This window comes from Undibacterium sp. GW821-FHT07F11 (assembly GCF_059418665.1).
The window spans coordinates 83567-95405 of sequence record NZ_JBWKQH010000009.1 but is presented as its reverse complement, the minus strand read 5'-3'; the positions used below and the strand labels follow the sequence as shown (position 1 = coordinate 95405).

10 protein-coding genes are annotated in these 11839 nt (G+C 47.9%); 5 read left to right on the top strand and 5 right to left on the bottom strand.

Translation table 11 applies throughout. The features are described from left to right. Positions 1-312: 312 nt before the first annotated feature. Positions 313-3072: a DUF3857 domain-containing protein gene (locus tag AC07OI_RS21770; RefSeq protein ID WP_495258684.1), complete on the top strand. Its 2760-nt coding sequence runs from the start codon at positions 313-315 to the stop codon at positions 3070-3072. 43 nt (positions 3073-3115) lie between these two features. Further along, the gene (locus AC07OI_RS21765; protein WP_492708647.1) at positions 3116-4345 is read left to right on the top strand and encodes a hypothetical protein; all 1230 of its coding nucleotides are present in this window, start codon (positions 3116-3118) and stop codon (positions 4343-4345) included. A gap of 65 nt (positions 4346-4410) precedes the next feature. Here AC07OI_RS21765 and AC07OI_RS21760 read toward each other — a convergent pair whose 3' ends face one another. From AC07OI_RS21760 to AC07OI_RS21750, 3 genes are all read right to left on the bottom strand, one after another. After that, positions 4411-5070, bottom strand: a complete 660-nt coding sequence (locus tag AC07OI_RS21760) for a response regulator transcription factor (protein ID WP_492708649.1) — start codon at positions 5068-5070, stop codon at positions 4411-4413. After that, a complete protein-coding gene (locus tag AC07OI_RS21755) occupies positions 5067-6434 on the bottom strand; it encodes a cache domain-containing protein (protein WP_492708651.1) in 1368 nt (455 codons plus the stop codon). Before AC07OI_RS21755 ends, AC07OI_RS21760 begins: the two co-directional genes overlap by 4 nt. Before the next feature lie 171 nt (positions 6435-6605). Then, a complete protein-coding gene (locus AC07OI_RS21750; protein ID WP_162021162.1) occupies positions 6606-6809 on the bottom strand; it encodes a cold-shock protein in 204 nt (67 codons plus the stop codon). 397 nt (positions 6810-7206) lie between these two features. On the opposite strand from AC07OI_RS21750, the gene clpS reads away from it, so the two are divergent. The 3 genes from clpS to AC07OI_RS21735 all read left to right on the top strand — a co-directional run bounded on the left by clpS (position 7207) and on the right by AC07OI_RS21735 (position 10168). Then, entirely contained in the window at positions 7207-7515 is a 309-nt protein-coding gene (gene clpS, locus AC07OI_RS21745; protein ID WP_110257372.1) for an ATP-dependent Clp protease adapter ClpS, read from the top strand. Further along, the gene (gene clpA, locus AC07OI_RS21740) at positions 7512-9812 is read left to right on the top strand and encodes an ATP-dependent Clp protease ATP-binding subunit ClpA (protein WP_492708654.1); all 2301 of its coding nucleotides are present in this window, start codon (positions 7512-7514) and stop codon (positions 9810-9812) included. The genes clpS and clpA overlap by 4 nt, the downstream gene beginning before the upstream one ends. 77 nt (positions 9813-9889) lie before the next feature. Then, complete coding sequence (locus AC07OI_RS21735) at positions 9890-10168, top strand: hypothetical protein (RefSeq protein WP_186954196.1); 279 nt, start codon at positions 9890-9892, stop codon at positions 10166-10168. A gap of 61 nt (positions 10169-10229) precedes the next feature. Here the strand turns inward: AC07OI_RS21735 and AC07OI_RS21730 are convergent, their stop codons facing one another. Both AC07OI_RS21730 and AC07OI_RS21725 read right to left on the bottom strand, forming a co-directional pair. Continuing rightward, a complete protein-coding gene (locus tag AC07OI_RS21730; protein WP_492708658.1) occupies positions 10230-10634 on the bottom strand; it encodes an OsmC family protein in 405 nt (134 codons plus the stop codon). Between the two features lie 10 nt (positions 10635-10644). Beyond that, entirely contained in the window at positions 10645-11511 is an 867-nt protein-coding gene (locus AC07OI_RS21725; RefSeq protein WP_495258683.1) for a pirin family protein, read from the bottom strand. Positions 11512-11839 lie beyond the last annotated feature (328 nt).

Below are 11839 nucleotides of genomic sequence, written 5' to 3'. Positions count from 1 at the left end.
CTATAGAGTTTTTACCAAAGAGATATTTCATTCTGATAAAATCAAGTAGAAAAACAAATCTCGAAGTTGATTTTCAAGGCAGGCATAGTGTGTCAGATCATTGCTTCGGGACCTGGAGGCGACCGTTCTGGTCTGTATCCTTGTGGCTTTTGACCGCAGTATGCTATTCACTTTTCTTGATCATGGATTTCAAGCGAGTGATCCATTCTTTGCATACTTATGACGCCATTTACTACACAAACCCCATCCAAGCTGACTGAAAAGTACGATAGCAACCGCCTACTCCGTCTTTGTATATGTCTGTTGACCTGGATGTGCTACACCTCTGCATACGCACTTCAAACGGAAGGGCAGGCGAATGGCAAATCACAAGATCCCCAGCGATTTGAAAAAAATCTGACGCGCGGCGAAGCGGTTCCTGCCTGGGTGTATCAGGACAATGGCCGACAAATCGCCGACACCAATACCGCCGCGCCAATAGTCGTACGTTTGTCCGACGTACAGATTTTTGTCGACAAACAAGCAACGACCTATGTGCACCGCATGATGCAGGCGAATGAAGCATCAATGCTGACGCAAGTTGGCCGGATTGAGATTTCATTTCACCCTGAATATCAAAAAGTGGGCCTGCACAGTATCAAGGTCATACGTGGTAGCCAGGTATTTGATAAAACTACTACGGCAGATATACGTTATCTGCAAATGGAAAGCGAACTCGATTCCGGTATTTTTACCGGTTCAGTCACCGCTTCGGTCGTCATTGAAGATATCCGTGTAGGCGATATTGTTGATATAGCCTATTCCACGACAGGCCAGAACCCGGTTTTTGACGGGAATTTTTTCCAGTCCATGGTATGGGACAATGTTTATCCCGTTTTACGCAAGCGCATTCGTCTTAATTCTCCTCTCAGCAGGCCCATCAAATACCGTATTCTCGGTCAAGGTGATGGCAATATCCAGATCAAAGAAGAGCAAGCAGCAGGCAGGAAAATCCTTACTTTTTCTGCAGAGCAGTTAAAAGCCATAGAGTTTGAACCTTATGTGCCCCGTGATGTATTCCAGTTCAGATTCGTGCAATTTTCTGAATTTTCACAGTGGAGCCAGGTAAGCCAGTGGGCGCAATCGCTGTTTGATGTGAATACCGCGAGTGCCGAGGTTGATAAAGTAGTTGCCAGTTTGCGTGGCGCTGCCAATGCAGACGAAACTGTCCAGCGGGCTTTGGCTTATGTGCAGGCCGAGATACGCTATCTGTCCATTTCAATCGGTGAGAATTCCCATAAACCTTTTGCGCCAGAGGTAGTGCTGGCGCGACGTTATGGTGATTGCAAGGATAAATCTTTATTGCTGGTCACGCTTTTGCGAAAACTGGGTATAGAGGCTTCGCTAGTATTAATTTCTGCATCCAATCCAGCAATGCCGCCAAAAATGTTGCCAACACCTATGGCATTTGATCATGCAATCGTCAGTGCAAAGGTCAATGGCAAATTATATTATCTCGACCCTACCAGGGCGGCCCAATATGGCCCGCTAGTGAATATGGGACAGGTACATGAGGGAGCGCAAGTACTCGTCATCCAAAAAGACACGCATGATCTGGTTGGTATTCCAAAGAACGAAGAAGGCACGCCTACAGTTACAGGTCGGTTGGAAAAAATACGTTTGGATAAATTGGATGGCGTGGCGGAATTCCAGGTGACCCATCAATATGCAGGGATAGACGCGGAGCACGCGCGTTTTTATCTTGGCAGGCAGAGCAAGGAGCAGTTAAAGAATAGCTATATTGCTTCAGTTTTGCGACGCTACCCGAACGCAGAACTGAAGTCTGGCCCAACCGTCACCGACAATCGCCAGGCAAATACGCTCAATATTGAATTGAATTTCCAGATACCCGGAATGCTGATCAAGAATTCTATCGGCTGGCAAATGCGTTATCAGGCGTCGAATATGCGCGAGCGTTTCTTCTTGCCAGAAAACCCCAAGCGCAAGCAGCCTTTGACAACACCTACGCAACCGCCATTGCTGCGCTATGAACTGGATGTTATTTTGCCAGAAGAGGTAAATGCCAACTACAACCCGTCGACATCTAAAATTGAGAACGCTGCGTTTCAGGCAAATGAAGTCCTGACTTTCAAGAAAAATGTCTTCAGGGCTACTGTTGAACTACGCAGTTTGAAAGACCGTGTCCAGCCGCAAGAAGTAGTTGATTTTATGGCCGACACGCGAAAAGTCAGTGCCATGCTGGAAGGCTCTGTGCAGATACGTAGCACCGACGTGAAGGCGCTTGCTGACCGCAAACTGCCGGATGTGGTGCTGCCTGCAAGGCAAAAAATCAAAGAACAGCTCGAAGATGGCATTCGCAACAAATCCAGGCAAATCAATGAAGCGCGAGCAAACGGTAATCATCCTGGTGTCGCTTTGTGTGAGCGTGGCCTTGCGTATGCGAGGCTGGGACGCAAGTCCGAAGCCAGCGCAGATATGCAGGCAATTCAAAAAGAGGGTATGGATAGCCAGGAATATTTGCGTTGTCGGTCAAAAATCTATTTTGCCATTGGCGACTTCAAGAATAGTGAAAGTGACAGTGCCCGTTTTCTGACTCAGGGCAGAACGGATAGCGATATGTCCATGCTGCGTGGCATGTCTTTATATGCCATGGGTAAATGGCGCGAAGCTGTTGACAGCTTTACTTCTTCCGCAGAGCAAAGCAGCTCCGTTCAACTAAAATTACGTGCCATCATCATGCGTCACCTCGCACTCAGACGCCAAAATCCGCAAGTCAGTTTGCCAGTTGCAACTAATGATGGCGACGACTGGCTCAATGCCATGCTCGCAGCCACCATGATAGGTGGCAAGCCGGAAGAACAGGTTTTGCAGCAGGTACATAAGCGTACTGGAGATGAACTTGATATAGCTTTGGCAGAAGCGTATTTCTATATTGGCCAATTAAATATTGTGAATGGAAACAAGCTCAAAGCCATGGTCTATACACAGCGGTCAGTTGAAAAAAATATTTTGACCGGGGAATATCGTCCCCTGGCGGAGTATGAAGCAGAGCGTTTGAAAAAAAACAGATAAAAACCAAATAAAGAAAAATATAAACTGAATGAGGGAGTAGTCAATGTTTGTGTATCGATTTTTTATGGTCCTGCTGCTCGCAGGCATGACTTTAATAGCGGGTGCTGCCGGTATACCGATAAGCAACCCCGCGAAAGTGGAGGACATGCAGCAAATCGTGCGTATCATCGGCTTTGATCAAAGTATACAAAGTGCAATTCGCCGCGATGTTGAAAATACTAACACTGCCAAACCAGAGGCTTATCTGGATGTGGAGGTATTTATGCGTCCGTTTACTGTGGATGCAATCAATCTTCATGTTTCTTCGGTAATGGCAAAATATTTGTCAAACGACTATGCGCAAAAGCTGTTGAAGGAATTACCCAAGCCTGCAGGCAGAAATTCCACTCGTATCGCCCAGTTTGAAATGAACCAGAACATGGAAGCTGCAAGACGTGAATTCAAGAAGCTGAGCCCGGCAGATCAAAAATCTGTTAATGAATTCCGTATGTCGCCGACTTACCTGAGCTTGCTCAATGCGCTGACTAATAGCTTGGAGGAGCGCAAGGAAATGCTGGGTAACTGGTCAAGAGATGAATTACAGGGGCGAATACAGTCGGCGCGCAAAGTCATTGCAGAATTAATGGAGCGCGGTCTAAAAGCTGAAAAAGAAGAGAATACTGATAACCTTAATTTGTCGGACCGTATTCCACTTACAGGCCTGCGATCATTTGACCAGGAGTCACGTCTGACACTAAATTATCTCAGGGCAAACCTCAAACAGAATTTGCAATTTTCTGAAGAGCTGAAAACACTGCAGCTTGACAAGGTTTTGTTACCACTGAGCTTGACTACACGCCAGGGACTTGAGAATAGCAATTTATCGATTCTGGCAACAGAGACAATGTTTGATAATAATTCCAAGCGTTTTGATAGTTTACGGGCTGCATATACAACGGCACTTGAAAAAATTGCCATGCCCGCTCAAAAAAGAGAAGAACTTGCAGTAAGCAACCGGAATTCCATGGAAAGAATTCTTGAGTTTCGGCTGCGACGTAACGAGCACTTGCGAACCTACATTGAATTGGTCAAGCAAATCTTGAGCCTTTGTGAAAATCGCTTTGGAAAAATCAAGTTTGAAGCGAATTCATTGATGTTCGACAATGATCAGGATATGAATCAATATAATGCAATGATTAAACAAATCGATATTGAAATTCAGGCTTTACGTGAGTTGGACAAAGAGGATTGGGATTACCGCAATCGCTCATTGGAAACTTTTAAGAAGAAATAAGAAAAAAGCCGGCATGCCGGCTTTTTTCTACGTACCGCCAAACGGCTGGCTGCGGCGGTCTAATTTTATGCAATTGCATTATTCAATGCATAGCGGATCAAATCAGCCTGACCTTCAATATTCAGTTTGCGCTTGATATTGAGCCTGTGGGTCTCTACTGTTCTGACACTGAGTCCCAGTTCCCTGGCGATATGCTTGTTGGATTTCCCTGTGGCTATGCAGGTCAGGATGGATTTTTCCCTTTGTGTCAGAACTTGGCTGCTGTCGCTGTTTGCCGATTGCTTCTTCAGGCCAGAGCTGAAATAAGTGCCGCCTGCCATGACGGTATCTATTGCTTCTATGATCTCTACCGCCGGTGCATCCTTGAGCACATAGGCGCGTGCGCCAGCTTGTATGGACTGGTTCACATATTCAGTTTTTTCATGCATGGACAACATGATGACAGCAATATGCGGATACTCAGTCTTGAAGCGGGCTGTCAGGCTGATGCCATTGCCAGTCCCGAGATTAATATCCATCAGGATGAGGTTGACAGGCTTGCTGGCGGCGATGGACAGGGCTTCCTCCGCTGTGCCTGCCTCACCAGCTATCTTGATGCTGGCAATAGTCTCCAGCCTTGCTCTGAGTCCGTCCCTGACCAGGGGGTGATCGTCAACCAGCAATAAATGTACTTGCTGTGCTTGTTGCGTCTGTTGCGCTGGCTGGACCGGTAGTTGCTCGGTCATTGGTTTTCTCCATTCGGTATGCAGGCGGTCACGGTGGTGCCGCTGGTATCGGATTGTAATTGCAAACTACCCTTGATCGCAGCGAGTCGTTCACGCATATTGCTTAAGCCTATGCCGCGGTGTGGGTGGTTCGCCACACCCCTGATGTCAAAGCCACGACCATCATCAGCGATGACAAGGTTGATGTTTTCAGCATCGCTGAGCAACTGCACATTGACATGACTGACTTGCTGGGCATGTTTGTGTATATTCGTCAGCGCCTCTTGCGCGACCCTGAACAAGACAGTGTTGCTGATTTCATCCAGCGCATGAAAGTCGCCGGCAGCATGAAAACTGACCGGCAAGCCGCTGGCATGTTCAAATTCATCAGCCAGATGCTCAAAGGCCGCGACCAGACCCAGATCATCGAGCAGGGCAGGGCGCAGGTTATGCGAGATGCGCCGGACTTCGCTGAGTGCTTCATTAAGTTGATCAGTGGCTCGTGCAAAAGATATTTTTGCCGCTTCCGGCCCCATCACTGTTTGATTAAGTTTGACCAGGCCTGATTCTATCTGTAGCTTGACGGATACCAGCAATTGACTTAGTCCATCATGCAAGTCACGCGACAGGCGGGCACGTTCATCTTCTTGCGAGCTGACCACGCTTTGCGCCAACACCTTGAGCTTGGCTTCTGCCAGGCGTGATTCGGTGATATTCAGGGCCAGACCAGACAGGGCAATCAGCAAGGCACTGATAATAGCAATGCCTGCAATCCAGGACATTGTGCTTTGTATGTTTTTCGCCACTTGTATGTCAATTTTATTTAAGGCGTCGTCGACGTCATCCAGATAGATGCCTGTGCCCATCATCCAGCCCCATTTTTCCAGCTGGACTACATAGCCCAGTTTGGGCATGACCTTGTGCATGGATGGCTTTTCCCACATATAGCGGATAGCACCGCCACCTGCCTTGGCTTTATTGAGCAGATTTTGTATGGTCTTGCTGCCCTCCTGGTCTGTCATATCCCACAAATCTTTGCCTACCAGGTCAGGGCGGCGCGGATGCATGAGGTTCTTGCCATCCATGTCGTAGATGTAAAAATAGCCATCATCGCCAAAATCCAGGGCGGCCAGTATTTTCTTTGCTTCTTCCTGCGTGGTGGGACCTTGCTGTTTACCGTTGTAAAGATGAGCGATGGCTGCAGTGCCCAGGGTGACGTAATGCTTCAGTTCGGCTTCTTTGCTGGAAAGGTAGGCTTGTTCTATAGTACTTCTTTGTTGTTTCGCCAAAAAAGTCGCTTGATAAAATACCGCCATCGCGATACCGGCGAACGCCAGTAACAGGGGTGCTACCGCCAACAGTATGATTTTATACCTGAGCTTCATGTGGAAAATCTGAGCCTGCGCTTAATAAAGATATTTCAAAAGGTATCTACTGTAGCCTCGAAGTCAGTTTAAGCAAAATTTAAAAATTTAATGAAGGATAGAGGGAGGGCGAAAAAAAACCCCGCAATTGCGGGGTTTTTTAAAAAACCAGAATCAGTGAAGAATCAAAGATTAAGGGTTTTGGATGTTGGAAGCTTGCTTGCCTTTAGGGCCTTGCGTGACTTCGAACGTTACTTTTTGACCTTCTTTCAGGGTCTTGAAGCCGTTCATCTGGATTGCGGAAAAGTGGGCGAACAAATCCTCACCGCCGTCATCCGGAGTGATAAAGCCGAAACCTTTGGAATCATTGAACCACTTGACGGTACCTGTTGCCATAATGCATCTTTCAAATAGAAACTAATCACACGAGCCGTAAAAGCAAGAAACCTAGCACTACGCTACCTCCCCCTTGACCTGCTCACTTCATATTGACGATTTACTACTTTATTTGTCAATAAATATCATTCTTGGCGGAAAAAAAGCTAAAGTCAAGAAACTTCTGGTTACATATCAAGTAGTTTTGCAGTACTGTTGTATTTTTACTTAATGACAAGAAAATACCGCTATATTTGATGTGAAGAAATAGTTTTGCTGTTGAAACTTGATCTAAAGGAATTGATCACCATCTGCGGATAAAGCAGAAAGCGCGTAACATTGACCAAGGAGAAAATTAAGCCGTTTTTATTCGCTTATTATTTGTCTCTGAAATGAATCAACGTACTAGAATATACGTATGGGAAACAAGCAAGAAAACGGTACGATACTGGAACGTCAGGCGCAGAAGTTAAAGCCGCCTTCCATGTATCAGGTAATTTTACTCAACGACGACTACACTCCTATGGAGTTTGTGGTGGCGATCGTTCAGGAATATTTTAATAAGGATCGTGAGACTGCCATGCAGATCATGCTCAAAGTGCACAGGGATGGCAAAGGGATATGCGGTGTTTATTCCAAGGATATTGCGCTGACCAAGGTGGAACTCGTTTTAACGCACGCTCGTAAGGCAGGACACCCCCTGCAATGTGTGATGGAGGAAGTATGATTGCGCAAGAACTGGAAGTTAGTTTGCACATGGCTTTTGTGGAGGCCAGGCAGGCTCGTTATGAATTCATCACGGTAGAGCACCTCTTGCTCGCCTTGCTGGATAACCCTTCTGCTGCGGAGGTGCTGAGAGCCTGCGCGGTCAATATTGAGGATTTGCGCAAAACCCTGGGTAATTTCATTACTGATAATACCCCCACCGTACCTGGCACCAATGAGGTTGATACCCAGCCTACACTGGGCTTCCAGCGTGTGATACAGCGCGCCATCATGCATGTGCAGTCTGCTTCCAATGGCAAGAAGGAAGTCACTGGTGCCAATGTGCTGGTCGCTATCTTCGGTGAAAAGGATTCGCATGCCGTGTATTATTTACATCAGCAGGGTGTAACACGCCTCGATGTGGTGAACTTCATTTCGCACGGTGTGCGTAAGGATAGCCATAACGAAGTACCAAAATCACCTGAAGGCACGGAAGAAAACCAGGCTGAAGCACAAGCCAAGGAAAATCCGCTTGATCAGTTCACGCAGAATCTGAACAAGGCAGCTGCTGAAGGCAAGATAGATCCGCTGATTGGCCGCGACAATGAAGTTGAGCGCGTGATCCAGATTCTTTGCCGTCGCCGCAAAAATAATCCTTTGCTGGTGGGCGAAGCCGGTGTTGGTAAAACCGCCATTGCCGAGGGCCTGGCATGGCGCATCACCCAGAGTGATGTCCCGGACATTTTGCAAAATGCAGTAGTCTATTCATTGGACATGGGTGCTTTGCTGGCAGGTACCAAATATCGCGGCGACTTTGAGTTGCGACTCAAAGGCGTGCTCAAACAGTTGAAGGATACGCCCAACGGCATCCTGTTCATTGATGAAATCCATACCATCATCGGTGCTGGTTCAGCATCGGGTGGCACGCTGGATGCATCCAACCTCTTGAAACCAGCCTTGTCCAGTGGGCAACTGAAATGCATAGGTGCGACCACTTACACTGAATACCGTGGTGTCTTTGAAAAAGACCATGCCCTGGCGCGTCGTTTCCAGAAGATCGATGTCAACGAACCAACAGTGGAACAAACCGTGCAAATTTTGCGTGGCTTGAAATCCAAGTTTGAAGAACATCATAACGTCAAGTACTCAGCATCTGCGCTGACGACTGCGGCAGAGCTGTCTGCACGTTTCATCAATGACCGCCATTTGCCTGACAAGGCCATAGACGTGATTGACGAGGCTGGTGCTGCGCAACGTATTTTGCCCAAGTCCAAGCAAAAGAAAACCATAGGCAAGGCCGATATCGAAGACATCATTTCGAAAATTGCCCGTATTCCGCCGCAGACTGTTAATCAGGATGACCGCAGCAAGCTGCAAACCATAGAGCGCGACTTGAAGAATGTCGTGTTTGGTCAGGAGCCTGCGATTGAAGCATTGGCATCATCTATCAAGATGGCGCGTGCTGGCCTGGGCAAGACTGACAAGCCTATTGGCTCCTTCCTGTTCTCCGGTCCTACTGGTGTTGGTAAAACCGAGGTCGCCAAGCAATTGGCGTTCACTTTAGGTATAGAGCTGATACGCTTTGACATGTCTGAATACATGGAGCGTCATGCCGTCAGCCGTCTGATCGGTGCGCCGCCGGGTTATGTCGGCTTTGATCAGGGGGGCTTGATGACTGAAGCCATCACCAAAAAGCCGCATGCCGTGTTGTTGCTGGATGAAATTGAAAAAGCCCATCCTGATGTTTTCAACATCTTGTTGCAGGTGATGGACCATGGCACGTTAACGGATAACAACGGTCGCAAGGCAGATTTCCGCAATGTCATTATTATCATGACGACCAATGCGGGAGCCGAAAGTTTGCAAAAACGTTCTATCGGTTTCAACGACAGCAAAGAAGCTGGCGATGAAATGGCAGATATCAAACGTATGTTTACACCAGAGTTCCGTAATCGTCTGGATGCCATTATCAGTTTCCGTGCACTCGACGAAGAGATCATCTTGCGTGTGGTTGACAAGTTCCTCATGCAGCTCGAAGAGCAATTACATGAGAAAAAAGTGGAAGCCACATTTACCGAAAATCTGCGCAAGTTCCTCGGCAAAAAAGGTTTCGATCCTTTGATGGGTGCCCGTCCTATGGCGCGTTTGATACAGGATATGATACGTAAAGCCTTGGCGGATGAGCTCTTATTCGGTAAGCTGGTGACAGGCGGACGTGTGATTGTCGACCTTGATGATAAAGACCAGGTCAAACTGGAGTTTTCTGAAGGCGACGCCACCCCACCAGAGGCATCACAAGAGGTGGTCGAAGTCGAATAATTCCACCCTTGTCTGCCCCGGCTCAGGCCGGGGTTTTTCATTAATGGCGGTACGCTTTTCGCGTGATGGAGACAAGTATGGCAGGCCTGACACTACCCACATATGTACTTGAATATACAACCAAGACCATAGACGCAGTTTTATCCCAGGCAGCTCTGGAAGGAAATGAGGTCGAGGTTGATGTCTACGAGCGTAGCGATGTCAGCAAGAAGCATGTAGCCTCAGGCAAGCGCATGAAAGGAGATGGCGACATGTTCCGCGTCTCTGTAACTACGGGCGCAGGCTCACATAGCGATGACTGGAGTTACACCATCTTGCGTGAATCAGCAGGACGCAGCCGCAAAATGAAAAAGTAATTGAATAACAAAAAGCCCGGCTCAGTTCAATCAGATTGAACTGAGCCGGGCTTTTGCTTTGTCAGCCTGCGCTGGTTTCTATGATGGGCGAGCTGGTGATGGTTTTATGTACCGGGCATTTTGCCGCGATAGCAATCAGTCTGGTGCGTTGTTCTTCAGTCAGTTCTGCGCCATGCAGTATGACTTGCTTCTTGAAGATATCCTGTACGCCTTCCTTGTGATGAGTCAATTTGACTTCAACCTTGTCCAGCGGCCATTGATGCTGGTTGGCATACCATCGCACAGTCATCGCTGTGCATTCACCCAGCGCTGCGGTCAGCAAATCAAAAGGGGCAGGGCCCAGATTGCCGCCACCTGCTTCCAGCGGTTCGTCACCTTTGATTACATGACCTGAGACATTGATGTCCACGGCAAAGGTGTTTTCACCTGTTTCTGTGACATGGGCGGAAATAGTTTGGTCTGACATAGTGTTTTCTCTATTCTGGTAATGGAATGAATTCGTCGTCGCCCGGGACCTTGGCAAAGCGCCCAGCCTTCCAGTCAGCTTTTGCCTGTTCTATGCGTGCTTCAGAAGTGGATACAAAATTCCAGAAAATATACCGCTGCTCAGGCAATGTTGCTCCACCCAGCAAAACCAGATGGGCATCACTGGTGGCTGTAATGGTGACGTCTGCACCCTCAGCAAAGACGGGCATGGTGCGTTCTTGTATCACTTCCCCGTTTATACGCACCTGGCCGGATATCAAATACAGAGCGCGTTCCGCATATTCTGCCGGTACCTGCAATTGCGCACCTGCGGGCATCTTCGCCTCAACATAAAACAGCGGGCTAAAAATTTTTACAGGTGCCGTGTGTCCATAGGCAGAACCGGCGATGAGTTTCAGTGCCACCTGGTCTATTTCAAATGCAGGCAGGCTTTCTGCGGCATGGTGATGGAATGAGGGTTCAACTTCTTCAAATTCTTTTGGCAGGGCCACCCAGCTTTGCAAGCCATGTACAGTGCGTGTCTGTGACCGTTGCGCATCGCTATTGCGTTCTGAATGGGTGATGCCACGACCTGCAGTCATCCAGTTGACTGCACCAGCCAATATCTCTTGTTCTGAACCCAGGCTGTCACGATGGAACATGCTGCCTTCAAACAGATAAGTAACTGTCGCCAGGCCTATATGCGGGTGTGGCCGCACATCCATGCCTTGCCCGGCTGTGAATTGCGCTGGCCCCATATGATCGAGGAAGATGAATGGGCCAACCAGGTGCTGTTTGGCAAATGGCAAAATGCGCCCGACAGTAAAACCCCCAAGGTCTTTTGTGCGTGCAGGTATGGTCAGGCTGATGGCGCTCATGTGTATTCCTTTTTCAAAAGCGTTTTTAAGAAGTAGTCGCTTGATAATGTCATCGTTGACAAGAAAAGCAAACGGCAAAATTGTTTTGCATTTGCTATCGATTTTAAATCCAAAGCGCATACTTTGTATTGCACTGCAAAAAAATCAATTCAGACTAGAACTCATTTCATAAATTGGGTGAGATGCGTTTGCCTCATAACACGGGCTGGCAAGGGTAAAGCAGGGGGGCGTGCAGCATGCTGCACGCCTGCGTACGATGTGCGCTTGCAAGCGCACATGCGCCCTGCAAGGGGACGAGGCAGTCAATAGCGGTGCTATTGATAACGAG